Annotated in this window: 13 protein-coding genes; 10 read left to right on the top strand and 3 right to left on the bottom strand. The window is 71.0% G+C overall.

Annotated features, from left to right (window positions below):
* Positions 1-184: 184 nt before the first annotated feature.
* Positions 185-3,145 (bottom strand): DNA polymerase I, encoded by a 2,961-nt coding sequence (gene polA, locus KHC23_RS14475; protein WP_213373373.1) that lies wholly within the window; start codon positions 3,143-3,145, stop codon positions 185-187.
* Positions 3,146-3,387: 242 nt separating this feature from the next.
* Here polA and truA point away from each other — a divergent pair, with 242 nt between their 5' ends.
* A complete protein-coding gene (gene truA, locus KHC23_RS14470; RefSeq protein WP_213373372.1) occupies positions 3,388-4,140 on the top strand; it encodes a tRNA pseudouridine(38-40) synthase TruA in 753 nt (250 codons plus the stop codon).
* Positions 4,141-4,397: 257 nt separating this feature from the next.
* Here the strand turns inward: truA and KHC23_RS14465 are convergent, their stop codons facing one another.
* Both KHC23_RS14465 and KHC23_RS14460 read right to left on the bottom strand, forming a co-directional pair.
* Positions 4,398-5,732: a dihydroorotase gene (locus KHC23_RS14465; RefSeq protein WP_213373371.1), complete on the bottom strand. Its 1,335-nt coding sequence runs from the start codon at positions 5,730-5,732 to the stop codon at positions 4,398-4,400.
* A 243-nt stretch (positions 5,733-5,975) separates the two neighbouring features.
* Positions 5,976-7,091, bottom strand: a complete 1,116-nt coding sequence (locus KHC23_RS14460) for a sensor histidine kinase (protein ID WP_213373370.1) — start codon at positions 7,089-7,091, stop codon at positions 5,976-5,978.
* Positions 7,092-7,370: 279 nt separating this feature from the next.
* Here KHC23_RS14460 and KHC23_RS14455 point away from each other — a divergent pair, with 279 nt between their 5' ends.
* The 9 genes from KHC23_RS14455 to KHC23_RS14415 form a co-directional block, all read left to right on the top strand.
* Positions 7,371-8,189, top strand: a complete 819-nt coding sequence (locus KHC23_RS14455; RefSeq protein ID WP_213373369.1) for a Crp/Fnr family transcriptional regulator — start codon at positions 7,371-7,373, stop codon at positions 8,187-8,189.
* Between the two features lie 95 nt (positions 8,190-8,284).
* Positions 8,285-9,163 carry a TIGR01459 family HAD-type hydrolase gene (locus tag KHC23_RS14450; protein ID WP_246544624.1) on the top strand — a complete coding sequence of 293 codons (879 nt, stop codon included), beginning with the start codon at positions 8,285-8,287 and terminating at the stop codon, positions 9,161-9,163.
* 98 nt (positions 9,164-9,261) lie between these two features.
* A complete protein-coding gene (locus tag KHC23_RS14445; protein ID WP_213373368.1) occupies positions 9,262-10,230 on the top strand; it encodes a bifunctional riboflavin kinase/FAD synthetase in 969 nt (322 codons plus the stop codon).
* A gap of 271 nt (positions 10,231-10,501) precedes the next feature.
* Positions 10,502-13,573: an isoleucine--tRNA ligase gene (ileS, locus tag KHC23_RS14440; RefSeq protein WP_213373367.1), complete on the top strand. Its 3,072-nt coding sequence runs from the start codon at positions 10,502-10,504 to the stop codon at positions 13,571-13,573.
* Positions 13,574-13,581: 8 nt separating this feature from the next.
* Entirely contained in the window at positions 13,582-14,079 is a 498-nt protein-coding gene (lspA, locus tag KHC23_RS14435) for a signal peptidase II (RefSeq protein ID WP_213373366.1), read from the top strand.
* Positions 14,080-14,164: 85 nt separating this feature from the next.
* Positions 14,165-14,845, top strand: a complete 681-nt coding sequence (locus KHC23_RS14430; protein ID WP_246544623.1) for a hypothetical protein — start codon at positions 14,165-14,167, stop codon at positions 14,843-14,845.
* Between the two features lie 281 nt (positions 14,846-15,126).
* Entirely contained in the window at positions 15,127-16,518 is a 1,392-nt protein-coding gene (locus tag KHC23_RS14425) for a M16 family metallopeptidase (RefSeq protein ID WP_213373365.1), read from the top strand.
* On the top strand, positions 16,515-17,891 hold the full coding sequence (locus KHC23_RS14420) for a M16 family metallopeptidase (RefSeq protein ID WP_213373364.1): 1,377 nt from the start codon (positions 16,515-16,517) through the stop codon (positions 17,889-17,891). The genes KHC23_RS14425 and KHC23_RS14420 overlap by 4 nt, the downstream gene beginning before the upstream one ends.
* A gap of 166 nt (positions 17,892-18,057) precedes the next feature.
* On the top strand, positions 18,058-18,890 hold an 833-nt coding region (locus KHC23_RS14415; RefSeq protein WP_213373363.1), incomplete at its 3' end, for a hypothetical protein.

The following is an 18,890-nucleotide window of genomic DNA, read 5'->3' as shown; positions in this document are numbered from 1 at the left end:
CGCCTGAGGATGGATTTCCGGGCGCTGCCGGCAACATCCTTCGAGGCCCGGCCGGGGGCCGGGCACCTCAGGATGACGTCGCCCCCGGTACGTCCCCTGGGCCCCGGCACGTCCCCCGGGGCCCCGGATCGGCGTCGCGCGCGGCGCGGCTTGTCCGGGGAACGGTGCCGGCTTCCTGAACCCCTCAGTGCGCCTCGTCCCAATTCGAGGCCGCGCGGGCGTCGACCTTGAGCGGGACCTTCAGCGCCACCGCCGGGAAGGGGGCGATCTCCATCACCTCGCGCACCACCGGGATGGTGGCGTCGACCTCGTCGTCGGGCACCTCGAAGATCAGCTCGTCGTGCACCTGAAGCAGCATGCGGGCTTCGAGCCCCGCCTTCTCCAGCGCGCCGTCCATCCGCGCCATGGCGCGGCGGATGATGTCGGCGGCCGAGCCCTGCAGCCGGGCATTGATCGCCGCGCGCTCGTTGAAGGCGCGGATGGAAGGGTTCTTGGCTGATATGTCGGGGTAGTGGCAGCGCCGGCCGAACAGGGTCTCGACATAGCCGTGCTCGCGGGCGAAGGCGCGGGTCTCGTCCATATAGGCGCGGATGCCGGGGAAGCGCTCGAAATAGCGCTTGATATAGGCCCCCGCCTCCTCGCGCGGGATCGAGAGCTGGTTGGCGAGGCCGAAGGCGGAGATGCCGTAGATGATGCCGAAATTGATCGCCTTGGCGCGCCTTCGCACCTCGCCCGGCATGCCCTCGATCGGCACGCCGAACATTTCCGACGCCGTCATGGCGTGGATGTCGAGCCCGTCCTGGAACGCCTGGCGCAGCGAGGGGGTGTCGGCGATCTCGGCGAGAAGGCGCAGCTCGATCTGCGAATAGTCGGCCGAAATGAGCTTGTGGCCGGGGGCGGCGACGAAAGCCTTGCGGATCTTGCGGCCCTCTTCCGAGCGCACCGGGATGTTCTGCAGGTTCGGCTCGGAGGAGGAGAGCCGGCCCGTCGTCGTCGCCGCCAGCGCGAAGGAAGTGTGCACGCGCCCGGTATCCGGGTGCACATAGGTCGGCAGCGCGTCGGCATAGGTGGATTTCAGCTTCTGCAACTGGCGCCAGTCGAGGATGCGGCGCGGCAGCTCATGGCCCTGCTCGGCCAGTTCCTCCAGCACGTCGGCCCCTGTCGACCACGCCCCGGTCGGGGTCTTGCGGCCGCCGGGAATGGCCATCTTGCCGAACAATATGTCGCCGAGCTGCTTGGGCGAGCCGGGGTTGAAACTCTCCCCCGCCATGTCGGAGATTTCCGCCTCCAGCCGTCCCATGCCCTGCGCGAACTCGCCCGACAGCCGCGAAAGCATCTGGCGGTCGATCATGATGCCGCGCGCCTCCATGCGGGCGAGCACGGCGACCAGCGGGCGCTCCAGCGTCTCGTAGACGGTGGCCTTGCCCTCGCTGGCGAGCCGGGGCTTGAGCACCCGCCACAGCCGCAGCGTCACATCCGCGTCCTCGGCGGCGTATTCGCTGGCCTTGTCGAGCGGGGCGCGGTCGAAGCGGATCTGCCCCTTGCCCTTGCCGCACACCTCCTCATACTTGATCGGGGTGTGGCCGAGCCAGCGTATGGAGAGCGGGTCCATGCCGTGCGGCGAGGCGCCGGCGTCGAGCACATAGGACAGCAGCATCGTGTCGTCGTAAGGGCCGACCTCGATGCCGACGCGCTTGAACACCAGCCAGTCATATTTCAGGTTCTGGCCGATCTTGAGGACGGACGGGTCCTCCAGCAGCGGCTTCAGGGCGGCGAGCGCCTCGCGCGGGGGGATCTGGCCCGGCAGCAGTCCCTCGCTGAACAGGCCCTCATCGCCGCCCTTATGGGCGAGCGGGACATAGCAGGCCTCGTTCGGCGCGGTGGCGAGGGAAAAGCCGACCAGTTCCGCCTGCATCGGGTCGAGGCCGGTGGTCTCGGTGTCGACCGCGACGAGGCCGAGCGCGGTGGCGCGGGCGATCCATTCCTCAAGCCGGGCCAGCGTCGTCACCGTCTCGTAGCGGGAACGGTCGACCGGGGTCGAGGTGGCCTGCGCCTGCCGCGCGGCGGAGAGCGCCTGCGGGGTGAGGCCCTCCGCCGCGCTTGGCGCGCCCTCCAGCGGCACCGCCGTCTCGCGCGTGTCCGGGTCGAGCCCGGCGGCGAGCAGCGCGGTCTCGCCCCCGCCGGCCTTCAGGCCGGGATCGGGCTCGACGGCGGCGATGTCGATCTCATAGGCCTCGCCGACGCGGCGGGTCAGGGTGGTGAACTCCATCGCCTTGAGGAAGGCGACGAGGCGGCGGCCCTCCGGCTCCACCACGGCGATGTCATCGAGCGGCACGTCGAGCGCCACGTCGCGCTTGAGGGTGACGAGCTGGCGCGACAGCCGGGCCTGATCGGCGAACTCGATCAGGTTCTCGCGCCGCTTGGTCTGCTTGATCTCGCCGGCGCGGGCCAGCAGCGTGTCGAGGTCGCCATACTCGGCCAGAAGCTGGGCGGCGGTCTTCACCCCGATGCCGGGCACGCCGGGCACGTTGTCGACCGAATCGCCGGCCAGCGACTGCACGTCCACCACCTTGTCGGGGGCGACGCCGAACTTCTCGAACACCTCCTCGGCGCCGATCGCCTTGTCCTTCATCGGGTCGTACATGCGCACGAGGCCATCGACCAGCTGCATCAGGTCCTTGTCGGAGGAGATGACGGTGACGCGGGCGCCCTTGGCCTTGGCGAGTTCGGCATAGGTGGCGATGAGGTCGTCGGCCTCGTAGCCGGCCTGCTCGACGCAGGCGAGGTCGAAGGCGCGGGTGGCCTCGCGGATGAGGGGGAATTGCGGGCGCAGGTCTTCCGGCAGGTCCGGGCGCTGCGCCTTGTAGAGCGGATAGATGTCCTTGCGGAAGGTCTGCTCGGACTTGTCGAACACCACCGCGAGATGGGTGGGCTTGGGCTCGAACCCGGTCTGCGCGTCCTTGGCCCGCACCAGCTTCCACAGCATGTTGCAGAAGCCCGCCACCGCGCCGACCGGCAGCTTGTCGGAGGAGCGGGTGAGCGGGGGCAAAGCGTGATAGGCGCGGAAGATATAGGCCGAGCCGTCGATCAGGACGACATGGTCGCCGGTCTCGACGCTCTCGTGGTGGGGATCATGGGCGGGCATTGCGGGCTCCGTTTCGGGCCGCACGATGCCCCTGCCGGTGCGCCGGGGCAAGGGGGCGGGGAGAGGCGGGGGCGACACCCGCTCCCTCATCCCCGGGCTTGACCCGGGCACCCAGCTGTTACCGGACGCGGCGAAAGACTGGGTGCCCGGGTCAAGCCCGGGCATGAGGGTGTGATGGTGGCATTGGGGGGTACAGGTGACGCGCCGACCTTCCGGCGCTACAGAGCGCGCAGGAAACCGCCATGCCCCGCTACAAGCTCACCATCGAATATGACGGCACGCCCTTCGTCGGCTGGCAGATCCAGGCCACGGGGGAGAGCGTGCAGGGCGTGCTGGCGCGGGCGGTGAAGCGCTTTTCCGGCGAGGAGGTGACGGTGCACGGCGCCGGGCGGACCGATGCCGGGGTGCATGCCACCGGGCAGGTGGCGCATGTGGAACTCTCCCGCGACTGGAAGCCGGACACGGTGCGCGACGCGATGAACGCGCATCTGCGCCCGCATCCGGTGGCGGTGCTCTCCGCCGAGCCGGCGGGCGAGGATTTCCACGCCCGGTTCTCGGCCACCGGGCGGCGCTATCTCTACCGCATCATCGCCCGCCGGCCGGACCTGGTGCTGGAGCGCAACCGGGCGTGGCGGGTGCAGCGCCCGCTCGACGCCGACGCGATGGCGCAGGGCGCGGCGCGGCTCATCGGCCGGCACGACTTCACCACCTTCCGCGCCATTGGCTGCCAGGCCGCCTCGCCGGTGAAGACGCTCGACCGGCTGGCGGTGGAGGAGGTGGCGATCGAGGGGCCGGGGATGGAGATAAGGGTGCACGCGCAGGCGCGCTCCTTCCTGCACCACCAGGTGCGCTCGCTGGTCGGCACGCTGGTGAAGGTGGGCGAGGGGGCGTGGACCCCGGACGATGTGAGCGCCGCGCTGGAAGCGAAGGACCGCACACGCTGCGGCCCGATGGCGCCCTCCGCCGGGCTCTATCTGGCGGAAGTGACGTATTGAGGGGAGCTGGCGAGGGCTCGTTGGGCAACGGCCTGCGTGCTTCAAGGCCGGCCTGACGGCCGGCACCTCAGCATGACGAGGTTTGTTCACCCGCCGCACGCGCGGCGTCATCCTGAGGCGCGAGCGCAGCGAGCCTCGAAGGAGGGGCGCCCCTGGGGGGCTGCCGACGGACGCGACCTGTTGCGAGGCGGGAACGGCGTCTTGGCCGGCCCCGGCCCGGGGCCGGGCATGAACGGCGCGGACGAGGGCGCCGCCCCTCACCCCCGCCCCAGCGTCTCCAGGAAGCGGATCGCCTCGCCCTGCGCCGGGGTGACGAGTTCGCCCTCCCACATCACGCGCCGGCCGCGAATGAGCGTGCCGACCGGCCAGCCTGATACCTCGACCCCGTCATAGGGGGTCCAGCCGGGCTTCGAGGCGATCCATGAATTGGCGATGGTTGCGCGCCGCTTCAGGTCGACAATGGTGAAATCGGCGTCGTAGCCGACCGCGATGCGGCCCTTGGTGGCGATGTTGAAGATGCGCGCCGGGCCGGCGCTGGCGAGATCGACGAAGCGCTCCAGCGAGAGGCGGCCGGCATTCACGTGGTCGAGCATCATCGGCACCAGCGTCTGCACCCCGGTCATGCCCGAGGGGCTCGCCGGGTAGGGCTTGGCCTTCTCCTCCCGCGTGTGCGGCGCGTGGTCGGAGCCGAGCACGTCGACCACGCCTTCCGACAGCCCGCGCCAGAGGGCGGTGCGGTGATGGGCGTCGCGCACCGGCGGGTTCATCTGCACCAGCGTGCCATGCGAGGCGTACCAGGAGGCGTCCATGGTGAGGTGATGGGGCGTCACCTCCACCGTGGCGACGTCCTTCTGCTGGCGCAGATACTCGATCTCTTCCTGCGACGTGACGTGCAGCACATGCACCCGCTTGCCCTCGGACCGGGCGAGGTTCACCAGCCGGGTGGTGGCGGTGAGCGCGGCGACCGCGTCGCGCCACACCGGGTGCGAGGCGGCGTCGCCTTCCACGCGCAGGCCCTTGCGCTCGTCGAGCCGCGGCTCGTCCTCGCAATGGAAGGCGGCGCGGCGGCGGATGACCTTGAGAATGGCGCGCACGCCCGGATCGTCGGCCACCAGCAGCGAGCCGGTGGAGGAGCCGATGAACACCTTCACGCCGGGCACGCCGGGCAGCATCTCCAGCTCCGGCAGGTCCTTCACATTGTCATGCGTGCCGCCGACGAAGAAGGCGAAGTCGCAATGCATGCGGCCGCGCGCGCGGGACAGCTTGTCCTCCAGCGCCTGCGCGGAGGTGGTGAGTGGGTTGGTGTTGGGCATTTCGAACACGCCGGTGACGCCGCCCATGACGGCGGCGCGGGACCCCGATTCGAGGTCCTCCTTGTGCTCCATGCCGGGCTCGCGGAAATGCACCTGGGTGTCGATGACTCCGGGCAGGAGGTGCAGGCCGGTGCAGTCCACCGTCTCGCCCGCCTGCGCCGCGTCGAACGAGCCGATGCCGGCGATGCGGCCGGCGCGGACGCCGACATCGCGCGCGCCGATGCCGTCCTGGTTCACCACCGTCCCGCCCTTGAGGAGAAGATCGAATGTCTGCGCCATGCTGCCCCCGGCTGATGAAGTGGTGACCCCCGCGCGCCGCGTGCGCAAGCGGACCCGTCCGCTCTTACGCCAAACGGGCGGCGAGGTGAACGCCGAAAGGGGGCGTCCGTGCCGGACATCGCGTTGGGGATACCACCGTCCCTGCCGCCGGTGGTGGCGGCGCGAGGCGCCTCGTGTCCCGGCCCGGCGCCGCGCGGCTGGTCCGGGACACGGCAATGGGGGCGACCCGAGCAGCGTCGGCGCTCAGACGATGGCGAACTTCACCCGCACCGCCGTGCCGCGGCTGGGCTCGACCCGGCTGGCAAGCTCGACCTGCCCGCCAAGCTGGGTGGCGAGGCTCTGGATGATGCGCCAGCCCAGACCGTCGCTGCGCGACAGGTCGGCATCCGGCGGCAGGCCCCGGCCGTCGTCGGTGATGGTCATTTCGAACTGGTCGGAACCGCTCGGCAGCACGGTGACGCCGATCGTGCCGGTCTCGATGCCGGCAAAGGCGTGCTTGAGCGAATTGGTGACGATCTCGGCCACCAGCATGGACAGGGTGGTGAGCTGTGTCATGCTCAGCGGCAGGTTGGGCGAACGCACCACGCAGCTGATGCCGCCGGTGCCCGAGGCGGTGATGAGGTCGCCGCAGAGCTGGCGCAGATACTGGTCGGTCGGCAGGTCCAGCCGTTCCGGCGCGTAGAGCTGGCGGTGGATGCGGGCGATGGTGTCGAGGCGGGTGCGGGCCTCGTCGAGCGCGGTGACCGCCTGGCTGGCGTCCTGCCCGACCTTGCGCTTCTGCAGGGTGAGCAGCGCGGCCACGAACTGCATGTTGTTGGCGACGCGGTGCTGCAGCTCCTGGAACATGGTGCGCTGGTTTTCATACAGCCGCGCGGTGGTTTCCTTCTCCGTGCGCAGCCGGTCGGCGGCGCTGAAGGTGAAGTGGATCAGCGCGATGTCGATCGAGGCGATGGCGACGAAGAAGCCGAGCGCCAGCAGCGACTGCCCGTCCATGCGCATGGCATTGGCCGGGCCGATGAAGAAGAACCACGCGGCGAAGGTGGACAGCACCGCGCAGGTGATGCCCGGGCGCAGCCCGCAGAAGAAGGTGGTGAGAATCACCGCCGGGAAGAAGGTGAGGAACGGGAAGCCCGGCGGCAGCTCGCTGTCGACCGCGAAGCGCAGCGCCAGCGCCAGCGCGAACATCGCGACCCCCACCGCATGGGGCAGCCAGGGATGGCGGCGCAGCGGCTGCGCGGCGCGCACCAGCGACCAGAACAGCGACCCGTCGATCCCCGGCACGGCCCTGGCGCCCTTGCCAGGGTCCGGCGTCGCGGTGGAGTCCGGATAGTCGCGCGGCTGCGCCGAACTCTCATTCATGGGCGCGAAGCCGGCCCCATGGCGGGGCGCCGCGCGGCAGGCCCGCGCGCGCCATGCGTGCCGCGGGCGGCCAAGCGCCTGTCGGCACCCTGTCGAGAAGGCCGGGCCGCCGCGCGGGAACCCGTGGAAGTCGCATGCATCGAACCGGACTCCCCGAAGCGCAGCCATGTCCATCGGCGCGCGAGTGTGCCTCTTTGTACAGAACTCGTCATCAGGCTTCTGTCCGCTTGTGAACATTCCCGGGGGATGCGCGTTAATCCGCGCAACGGGGGATTTATCATGCGCGTCAACGACGGCGAGGAAAGTGGCGGCCATGGCGGCAACGCGGTGGCGTCGTCCGGTGGCAACAACCTGCTGGGCGCCCTGCGGCCGGCCGATTTCGCGCTTCTGCGCGCCCATCTGCGGCGGATCGACCGTCCCGCCGGCGCCGTGCTGTACGAGCCGGGCGACGATGTGCGCCATGTCTATTTTCCCTGCGGGCAGGCGCTGATGTCGTTCATGGTGCTGCTGGAGGACGGCCGGCAGGTGGAGATCACCAGCATCGGGCGCGAGGGCGCGGTGGGCGGCATCGTCAGCCAGGGAAGGCTGCCCGCCTTCGCCCGCGCCGTGGTGCAGATGGGGGGGCCGCTGCTGCGGCTCGACAGCAGCGAGCTGGAGCGCGCCAAGGAAACCTCGCCGCCGCTGCGCAACCTGTTCGCCCGCTATGCCGACTGCCTGCTGGCGCAGGTGTTCCAGTCGGTGGCCTGCAACGCGACCCACACCATCGACCAGCGCACCGCGAAATGGCTGCTCGCCGCCCATGACCGCACCGGCGACGAGGAGCTGCGCCTCACCCAGGAGCAGCTCGCTTCCATGCTGGCGGTCGGGCGGTCCTATATCAGCCGGGTGCTGGGCGACATGAAGGCGGCCGGCGCGGTGGAGCCGCGGCGCGGGCGCATCCGCATCACCGATTCCGAAAAGCTGCGCGGCCTGTGCTGCGGCTGCCACCAGACGGTGCGCCGGCATTTCGACGACGTGCTCGGCGGCGTCTATCCCCGCGGCAACGAGGTGGCCGGGCACGGCGTGCTCGTCACCAATGGCCCCTCCTTCCGGCCATGAGGGAGGCATCAAGCGGAGCCGTGAACCCGCCGCGCATGGCGGCCCCGCGCGCGGGGGCCTTGCCTGAGGCGCGCCCGCATGGCATGCGCGGCCGCATGAAACCCGACAGCGCCCCGCCCATCGTCCCTTCCTTCGCCGAGCTGGCGCCCCGCTACGACCTCGTCCTGTGCGACGTGTGGGGCGTGCTGCACAATGGCGTCGCCGGCGCGCCGGCCGCCGCGCAGGCTTTGATGCGGGCGCGTGCCGCCGGCGCCACCGTCATCTTGGTCTCCAACGCCCCGCGCGAGCCGGAAGGGGTGGCGCGCATCCTCGACGGCTTCGGCATCCCGCGCGACGCCTATGACGCCATCGTCACCTCCGGCATGGTGACCAGCGCCCTGCTAGCCGGGCGGCCGGGGGTGCGGATGTGGCATCTGGGCCCGCAGCGCGACCTCGGCATCTACAAGGGCCTCGACCTGACGCTGGCCTCGTTCGAGGAAGCGGAGCTGATCGTCTGCACCGGCCTGTTCGACGACACGGTGGAGACCCCCGACGACTACGCGCCGACGCTGGAGGCGGCGCGGGCGCGGGCGCTGCCCTTCATCTGCGCCAACCCCGATATCGTGGTGGAGCGCGGCGGCGACCTGATCTGGTGCGCCGGCGCCATCGCCGAGGCCTATGCCGAGCGCGGCGGCGAGGTGGTGTTCTGCGGCAAGCCGCACCGGCCGATCTACGAGACCGCCTTCGCCGCCGCGGCCGAGCTGCGCGGGGCGCCGGTGGAGCGCGCCCGCGCCATCGCCATCGGCGACGCGCTGCGCACCGATCTCGCCGGCGCGCTGGGCTTCGGCATCGACTGCCTGTTCGTGGCGGCCGGCATCCATGCCGGCGAACTCGGCCTCGAACACGGGGCGCAGGTCGATGCCCGCGCGCTGGCCCGCCTGCTCGCCGACGGCCCCGGCCGCCCGGCCGCCGTCACCACCCGCCTCGCCTGGTAGCGCGCCCGGCCTCCCGGCATTGACGCGGGGACGGGCTCACTTGACAGGCGCCCTGCCCGGCGGCTGCATGGGCGCCCCCCTCGTTGCGTAGCGCTGACATGACCCACGCCGCCGCCACCCGCCACCCCTTCCCCGTCCTGCGCGACGGCGACGCCCTGCCGCCGGGCCTTGCCGCGCCGGTGGTCGCCATCGGCAATTTCGACGGCGTGCATCGCGGCCACCGGGCGGTGATCGGCACCGCCGTCGACCAGGCCCGCTCGCTGGGCAGGCCGGCGCTGGCGGTGACCTTCGAGCCGCATCCGCGCGCCTTCTTCCGCCCCTCCGAGCCGATCTTCCGCCTCACCCCGGAGCCGATGAAACTGAAGCGGCTGAGCGAGACCGGGCTCGACGGCGCGGTGGTGCTGGCGTTCGACGCGGCGATGGCGGGGCGCGAGGCCGAGGGCTTCGTCGCCGACATACTGGTCGGGCGCCTCGGCGTCTCCATGGTGGTGGCGGGCTACGACTTCCATTTCGGCAAGGGGCGCGGCGGCTCGCCGCTGTTCCTGCGCGAGGCCGGCCGGCGCCACGGCTTCGGGGTCGAGATCGTCGCGCCGCTGCTCGACGAGGGCGCGCAGGTCTCTTCCAGCGTGATCCGCGCTGCGCTGGCGCAGGGCCGGGTCGAACAGGCCGCGCACATGCTGGGCGCGCCGTTCGCGATCGAGGCCGAGGTGATCCACGGCGACAAGCGCGGCCGCGAGCTGGGCTACCCCACCGCCAATATGCGGCTCGATCCGGCGGTGACGCTGGCCCATGGCATCTACGCGGTGACGGTGGAGATCGACGGGGCCGTCCACAAGGGCGTGGCGAGCTTCGGCCGCCGCCCGACCTTCGATGACGGCGCGCCGCGGCTTGAGACCTTCATCTTCGACTATGACGGCGACCTCTATGGCCGGGCGCTGACCGTGGCCTTCCACGCCTGGCTGCGCCCGGAACTGAAGTTCGACGGCATCGAGGCGCTGATCGCGCAGATGGACGTCGACAGCGCCCGCGCCCGGGCGGCGCTGGATCAGGGGCGGGACCCGGGCTGAGACCGTCCTGCCCGGTCCTGCCCGGTCCTGCCCTGGGCATCCGGCGGGCATCCACGCCGTTGCGCCGGCTCCACCTCGTGTCATCCGGGCCAATCCCGCGGATGGTGGCGGGCCGGCGGCCAGTCGAAATCCTGGGTCCCGGATCGGCGGCGCGCGGCGCGCACCTTGTCCGGGAAACAAAGGGTGGGCCCGCCGGGATGACGGCGTGACGCCCTCCCTTGCACGCGCCTGCCGCTGCGCTTAAACCGGGCGCGATGGCAAGGAGCGCGTCATGACGAGCCGCAACAGCACTGGTCGCAACGGGAACGAGCCTGCCGGCGAAGCGGCGGGCGAGGCCGCGGCGCATGATTATTCCTCGACCCTGTTCCTGCCGCAGACCGATTTCCCCATGCGCGCCGGCCTGCCGCAGCGCGAGCCGGAACTGCTGGCGCGCTGGGAGCGGATCGACCTCTACGGCCAGCAGCGCAAGGCCGGCGAGGGCCGCCCGCGCTTCGTGCTGCATGACGGCCCGCCCTACGCCAATGGCAACATCCATATCGGCCACGCGCTGAACAAGATCCTCAAGGACGTGGTGGTGCGCTCGCAGGGCGCGCTCGGCCACGATTCCAACTACGTGCCGGGCTGGGACTGCCACGGCCTGCCGATCGAATGGAAGATCGAGGAGCAGTACCGCGCCAGGGGCAAGAACAAGGACGAGGTGCCGGTCGTCGAGTTCCGCCAGGAATGCCGCACCTTCGCCGAGGGCTGGGTCGACGTGCAGCGCGCCGAGTTCAAGCGGCTCGGCGTCGAGGGCGACTGGTCGCATCCCTATGTGACGATGAGCTTCGACGCGGAAGCGCAGATCGCCCGCGAGATCATGAAATTCGCCACCAACGGCCTGCTCTATCGCGGCTCCAAGCCGGTGATGTGGTCGGTGGTGGAGCGCACCGCGCTGGCCGAGGCCGAGGTCGAGTATCACGACCACCAGTCGACCACGATCTTCGTCAAGTTCCCCGTCACCGGCTACCGCAAGAGCGCCGCCACCGCCGGCGGCCTGCCCAAGGGGCTGGAGCCGGCCACGGACGCCGCCGACATCCACCTGTTCCCCTCCTATGAGGGCGCCTGCGTCGTCATCTGGACCACGACCCCGTGGACCATCCCCGGCAACCGCGCCATCGCCTTCTCGCCCAACGTCACCTATGCCGTCTACGAGGTGACCGAGGCGCCGCACGACAACTGGGCCAAGGTCGGCGAGCATTTCATCCTCGCCGACAAGCTGGCGGAGGAGGTGTTCAGGGCCGCCCGCGTCACCGGCTATGAGCGCCACCGCGAGGTCGACCCGACCCATCTGGTCTGCGCCCATCCGCTGAAGGGCGTCGCTGGCGCGGGCGATTATTTCGATTTCTGCGTCCCCGTGGTGCCGGGCGACTTCGTGACCGACGACACCGGCACCGGCTTCGTCCACATCGCCCCCGGCCACGGCGCCGACGACTTCAACCTCTATATGTCCGCGCATCTGGGCGAGGTGCCGCACACGGTCGGCCCGGACGGGCGCTACTACGACCACGTGCCGCTGTTCGCCGGCGCCCGCGTCATGGACGACAAGGGCAAGGACGGCGACGCCAACGACGCGGTGATCAAGGCGCTGTCGGCCGCCGACAGGCTGATCGCGCGCGGCCGGCTGAAGCACCAGTACCCGCATAGCTGGCGCTCCAAGGCGCCGATCATCTTCCGCAACACCCCGCAATGGTTCATCGCGATGGACAAGGACATCGCGGCGGCGGACGGTTCGGCGGCGGCGGGCGACACGCTGCGGGCCCGCGCGCTCGGCGGCATCCAGCAGGTGCAATGGGTGCCGGCCTCCGGCCAGAACCGCATCACCGGCATGATCGAGAACCGGCCGGACTGGGTGGTCTCGCGCCAGCGCGCCTGGGGCGTGCCGATCGCCGTCTTCGTCAAGGACAAGGGCGACGGCACGGTCGAGGTCCTGCGCGACGAGGCGGTGAACCAGCGCATCGCCGCCGCCTTCGCCGCCGAGGGCGCCGACGCCTGGTACGCGGAAGGCGCCGCCGCCCGCTTCCTCGACAATGACTATTCGCCCGAGGAATGGGTGAAGGTCGACGACATTCTCGACGTGTGGTTCGATTCAGGCTCCACCCATGCCTTCACGCTGGAAGTGCGCGCCGACCTGAAGGCGAACCGCGCCTTCGCCGGCGGGCCGGACCGGGTGATGTACCTCGAAGGCTCGGACCAGCATCGCGGCTGGTTCCACTCCTCGCTGCTGGAGAGCTGCGGCACGCGCGGGCGCCCGCCCTATGACGTGGTGCTGACCCATGGCTTCGTGCTCGACGAGCAGGGCCGCAAGATGTCGAAATCGGTCGGCAACGTGGTCGCCCCGCAGGAGGTGATCAAGGCCTCCGGCGCCGACATACTGCGCCTGTGGGTGTGCGCCTCCGACTATTCCGACGATCTGCGCATCGGGCCGGAAATCCTCAAGACCACGGTCGAGACCTACCGCAAGCTGCGCAACACGCTGCGCTGGCTGCTGGGCTCGCTGCACCATTACCGCGAGGCCGAGCGCGTCGCCTTCACGGAGATGCCGGCGCTGGAGCGGATGGTGCTGCACCGGCTGGCCGAACTCGACGCCACCGTGCGCGAGGCCTATGCCGGCTTCGACTTCAAGCGCGTGCACGCGGCGCTGACCGCCTTCATGACCAGCGAATTGTCGGCGTTCTATTTCGACGTGCGCAAGGACGCGCTCTATTGCGACCCGCTCTCCTCGGTGACGCGCCGGGCCTGCCTGACCGTGCTGGACGAGCTGTTCACCCGTCTCGCGGTGTGGCTGGCGCCGATCCTGCCGTTCACGGCGGAGGAGACGTATCTGGCGCGCTTCCCTTCCGAGACCGGCTCGGTGCATCTGCTCACCTTCCCCGACACCCCGGCCAAGTGGCGCGACGCGGCGCTGGCCGAGGAGTGGCGCAAGATCCGGCTGGTGCGCCGGGTGGTGCTCGGCGCGCTGGAAGTGGAGCGCGCGGCCAAGCGCATCGGCTCCAGCCTGGAGGCGGCCCCGGTGGTCCATGTCTCCGACCCGAACCTGTTCGCGGCGGTGAGCGCGGTGGACCTGGCGGAAGTGTGCATCACCTCCGACGCGCATCTGCGGCCCGACGAGGGGCCGGCCGATGCCTTCCGGCTGGCCGAGGTGCCGGGCGTGGCGGTGGTGCCGAACCGGGCCACCGGGCAGAAATGCGCTCGCTCGTGGAAGATCTCGCCGCTGGTGGGGACGGATGCGGAATACCCGGACGTGACCCCGCGCGACGCCATGGCGCTGCGCGAGCTGGCGCATGCCCGCCGGGCGGCGGAGTGAGCGTGCGCGTGTCGCTGCGTCTTTCCGGACCGCTCACCCTTTTCGGCGGCGCCTTCGCGCTCGCCGCGCTGGTCATCGACCAGGCCTCGAAGCTCGCGGTGCTGAACGGGGTCGATTTCGGCCCCGACGGCATCGTCCGGGCGGGCCCCTTCCTCGACATCGTGTGGGCGTGGAACACCGGCATCAGCTACGGCCTGTTCTCGCTGGGGGCGGAAGGCTGGTGGCTGCTCGGCGGGGTTAAGCTGATCGCGGCGGCGCTGTTCTGGCTCTGGCTGGCGCGGGTCGACAGCCGGCTGGAGGCGGCCGCGCTGGGGCTGCTGATCGGCGGCGCGCTGGGCAATGCCATCGACCGCGCGGCCTATGGCGCGGTGTTCGATTTCATCTCGCTGCACGCCTTCGGCTTCTACTGGTACGTGTTCAACCTGTCCGACGTCGCGATTGTTGCCGGGGTCGCGCTGCTTTTGTATGCTTCCTTCTCCGGCGGCGCCGCAAAATCGCCGCCCTGACGTGAGATCGGACCTTCCGCACGCTCGAACGGACGCGCGACGCGGCCAGAGGCCGCCGCCGAACCGACCGGCAGGAGACGACCGGATGACGACACGAGTTCAAGCCACCCGCGCCGCGCTTCTCGCCGGCGCCATGGTCTGCGCCACGATGGGCGCGCCGGGCATCGGCCCGGCATTCGCCGCCGACGATCCGCCGGAGATGAACCTCACCGGCCAGCTTCTCACCGGCCTTGGCCTGGTGGCGCCGCCCCCGCCGGACATCGACTATCGCGAGCGTGCCCCGCTGGTGGTGCCGCCGACCGGCGACATTCTCCCGCCCCCGCGGGACGCCGCCGCCATTTCCCAGAACCCGGCCTGGCCGAAGGACCATGACGAGGTCGCCCGCCAGAAGGCGGAGGCCACAGACTGGGGCGAGGCCTGGGAATCGATCGCCCGCGACGGCAACACCGCCTCGCGCACGCTGACGCCGTCCGAGCTGGACCGGGGCTACAAGGCCGGCAAGTCTACCGGCAGCGGCTTCGCCAACACCCGCAAGAACGACGACAACCGCCTCTCGCTCAACGAGATGGACTTCTTCGGCTGGGGCAACAAGAAGGACGACACGCTCCAGTTCGAGGGCGAGCCGGACCGCGAATCGCTGATCGAGCCGCCGCCGGGCTACCAGACCCCGGCGCCGGGTGCGAAATATGGCGTGGTGGCCGACCGTCCCGAGGACAAGGACTGGAAGATGCCGAGCTGGTTCGACCGGACCCAGCGCAACAAGTGACCGGCTGAGCCGCGCCCGCGCCTGCCGCGCTTTCGTGCACGGGGCGCTTCTGCCGGCGGTATTTGCGCGGCGACGGCCGGCGACGACACCACGGCGTGGCGGGGCCGCCCCGCCCGGCTGCTCACTTCGCGGTGAAGACCGCCCGTCGCGCGTCGCGCCGCTGGCGCTTCATCGTTACATTGTGCCGTGATCCTGCCCCGCGCGGCCCGAAACCGGGCGGCGCGCCCACCGGCGCATCCGGGGCGGACGCGCAAACGGATGTCGCTGTGACTGGAAGATTCATGCCCGCTCTGATGCTGCTCGCCGGCGCCGCCGCCGGCCTCGCCACCGCGCCTTCGCGGGCCGATGCCACCGAGGTGGCGGAATTCACCCTCGGCAACGGCATGCAGGTGGTGGTGGTGCCCGACCATCGCGCCCCCGTGGTCACCCACATGGTGTGGTACCGGGTCGGCTCGGCCGACGAGCAGGCGGGCAAGTCCGGCATCGCCCACTTCCTCGAACATCTGATGTTCAAGGGCACGGCGAACCACCCGGCCGGCGAGTTCTCGCAGGTGGTGGCCAAGCTGGGCGGGCAGGAGAACGCCTTCACCTCGCAGGACTACACCGCCTATTTCCAGCGCGTCGCCAAGCAGAACCTGGCCACCGTGATGGGCTTCGAGGCCGACCGCATGACCGGCCTGGTGCTGACCGACGAAGTGGTGCTGCCCGAGCGCGACGTGGTGCTGGAGGAGCGCCGCATGCGCACCGACAACGACCCGGCCTCGCAGCTTTCCGAGGCGGCGCAGGCGGCGATGTTCGTCAACCACCCCTACGGCCACCCGATCATCGGCTGGGAAGACGAGATCAAGCAGCTCAACCGCGAGGACGCACTCGCCTTCTACCGCCGCTTCTACACCCCGAACAACGCCATCCTGGTGGTGGCCGGCGACGTCGAGCCGGAGGAGGTGAGGAAGCTCGCCGAGGCCACCTATGGCAAGGTCGCCCGGCGCGCCGAGACCGCCGAGCGCATCCGCCCGCGCGAGCCCGCCCCCCGCGCCGAGCGCCGCCTGGTGCTGGCGGACGGGCGGGTGGGCCAGCCCAGCCTCTCGCGCAGCTACCTCGTGCCCTCCTATAAGGGCGACCGGCAGGAGAGCGTCGCGCTCGACGTGCTGGCGCAGGTGCTCGGCGGCGGCTCGACCGGGCGGCTCTACCGCACGCTGGTCGCCGACAAGGGCGTCGCCGCCAATGCCGGTGCCTGGTACCAGTCGACCGCGCTCGACGACACCCGCTTCGGCCTCTCGGTCACCCCCCGCCCCGAAGTGACGATGGAGGCGCTGGAGACCGCGCTCGACGAGACCATCGCCGCGCTGGCCACCGACGGGCCCGACCCGGCCGAACTGGAGCGGGCCAAGACGCGGCTCGTCGCCGAGGCGATCTACGCGCAGGACAACCAGGCCACGCTGGCGCGCATCTACGGCGCGGCGCTGGCCACCGGCTCCACCGCGCAGGACGTGAAGATCTGGCCGGAACTGGTCAAGGGCGTCACCGCCGAGCAGGTGCGCGACGCCGCCCGGCGCTGGCTGGTGCCCGCCCGCGCCGTCACCAGCCAGCTGCTGCAGGTGAAGCCGGCCCCGGCGGCGGCCCTGCCCGCGCCGGGCGACGACAAGGCGACCCCGCCGGAGGACCGTTCGTGAGCGGCGCCGCCGCCGGCCGGGCTCCCGGCCTCTTCCGCCCTCTCCTCACCCTCGCCGCGGCCACGCTCATGACCCTCGCCCTCGCTCCCACCTCGCCCGCCCAGTCCGAGACCACGCGCATCCAGCGGGTGATCAGCCCGGGCGGCATCGAGGCCTGGCTGGTGCACGACACCACGCTGCCGCTGGTGGCGATGGAGATCGCCTTCCTCGGCGGCGCGGCACAGGACCCGGCGGAAAAGCCCGGCGTCGCCACGCTGACCTCCTCGCTGCTCGACGAGGGCGCCGGCGACCTCGATTCCCGCGCCTTCCAGGACCGGCTGGCGGAGAAGGCGATCGAGCTGCGCTTCGACGCCTCGCGCGACAGTGTCGGCGGCTCGCTGCGCACGCTGTCGGAGAATGTCGACGACGCCTTCGCGCTGATGGCGCTGGCGGTGAACGACCCGCGCTTCGACGGCGAGGCGGTGGAGCGCATCCGCCAGGGCCAGCTCGCCATGCTGCGCCGCCGGCTGAACGACCCCTCCTCGCTGGCGAGCCTGGGCTGGTCGGCCCGCGCCTTCCCCAACCATCCCTATGGCCGCCCGGTTGCCGGCACGCTGGAAAGCGTGCCCACCATCGGCCGCGACGACCTCAAGGCCTTTGTCGGCCGCACCATGGCGCGCGACAATCTGAAGATCGCGGTGGTCGGCGACATCACGGCCGAGAAGCTGGGCCCGGCGCTCGACGCCATGTTCGGCGGCCTTCCCGCCAGGGCGGAGCTGACCCCGGTGCCGGATGTGCAGCCCCAGGGGCTCGGCACCGACGTGGTGAAGACGCTCAACGTGCCGCAGACCTCCATCGTGTTCGGCGGCATCGGCCTCAAGCGCGACGATCCGGATTTCATTCCCGCCTTCGTGCTGAACCACATCTTCGGCGGCTCGGCGTTCTCCTCGCGCCTGTTCAAGGAAGTGCGGGAGAAGCGCGGGCTGGCCTATTCGGTCTACAGCCATCTCGCCCCGCTCGACCATGCCGCGCTGATCCTCGGCGGCACCGCGACCAAGAACGACCGCGCCGCCGAGAGCGCCGCGCTGATCCGGGCGGAATATGAGCGCCTGCTCACCGTGGGGCCGAGCGAGGAGGAACTCGCGGACGCCAAGAGCTACCTCATCGGCTCCTTCGCGCTGCGCTTCGACAGCTCGGCCAAGGTCGCCTCGCAGCTGCTGCAGATCCAGATCGACAATCTCGGCATCGACTATATCGACATCCGCAACGAGCTGGTGGCGAAGGTGACGCTCGACGACGTCAAGCGCGCGGCGGCGCGGCTGGGCGAGCATCCGGCGCTGCTGTTCAGCCTGGTCGGCGAACCGGCGGGGCTGCCGGCGGGCAATGGCGGCTGAGCGCGCCGGCGGGGAAGCGTGACGGGAGTGCGTCAGGCATGTTCCCTGTTCGCGATCCCCTGCTATAAGAGCGTCCGGGAAAAAGCGGGTCCGGGATCATCGGCCGTCCGGCGCTCGGGGGGAAGGCGCCGCGGCCCATCCAGCCGGCACGGCGGGGAGTATGCGTATGGGTATCGGGGACGTGCGGAACGGGACGGTCGGCCATGCGGGGCGCGGGCGGGCGCGGACATGGATGTGGGTCCCCGCGCTCGCCTTGCTGCTGGCGGGCTGCGCCGGCAACGGCATTGGCGGCGGCGACGGCAATGACGGCCCGATGGGCGTCGGCAATGCCGACGAGCAGGGCGTGTTCGGCTCCTCGATGCAGACCACGACGGTGGCGCCGGGCGCCGCCAGCGGGGGCGGCAGCGGGGCGGCCACCAGCGGCGAGGGGACGGCGGCGGTCACGCCCGGCGACCCCGGCGCCGACGCGTTCACCTGCCCGCCGATCCAGGTGCGCGCCGGGGCGGCGGCCTGGCAGGTGACCGAACCGCAGGATGGCGGCGTGCGCTATCAGGCGACGCTCGGCCAGTTTTCCCGCGAATGCCGCTTCAGCGCCCCCGACATGAACATGCGCATCGGCATTCAGGGCCGGGTGCTGCTCGGCCCCAAGGGCGGCCCGGGCAAGCTCACCGTGCCGCTTCGCCTCGCCGTGGTCGAGGAAGGCCCGGCGCCGAAATCGGTGTGGACCAAGTTCTACGCGGTGCCGGTGGAAGTCGGCGCCGGCGTCATGCAGGTCGATTTCGGCCTCGTCGCCGACGATGTGAACTTCCCGCGCCCGACGCCGGACCTGTCCGAGCGCTATGTGGTCTATGTCGGCTTCGACCCGCAGGGGAAAGAGGAGAAGCCGGTGCGGGCCCGCCCGGCGGCCCCGCGCGCGACCACGCCGCGCGCCCAGCCGCAGGCCCAGCAGGCGCCGCGCCAGACACCTGCCCCGGCACCCGCCGCGGCGGCGGCCCCGCG

It is taken from the genome of Ancylobacter dichloromethanicus (genome assembly GCF_018390645.1).
Classification (GTDB): domain Bacteria; phylum Pseudomonadota; class Alphaproteobacteria; order Rhizobiales; family Xanthobacteraceae; genus Ancylobacter; species Ancylobacter dichloromethanicus.
This window is presented reverse-complemented; position numbering and strand designations above follow the sequence as displayed.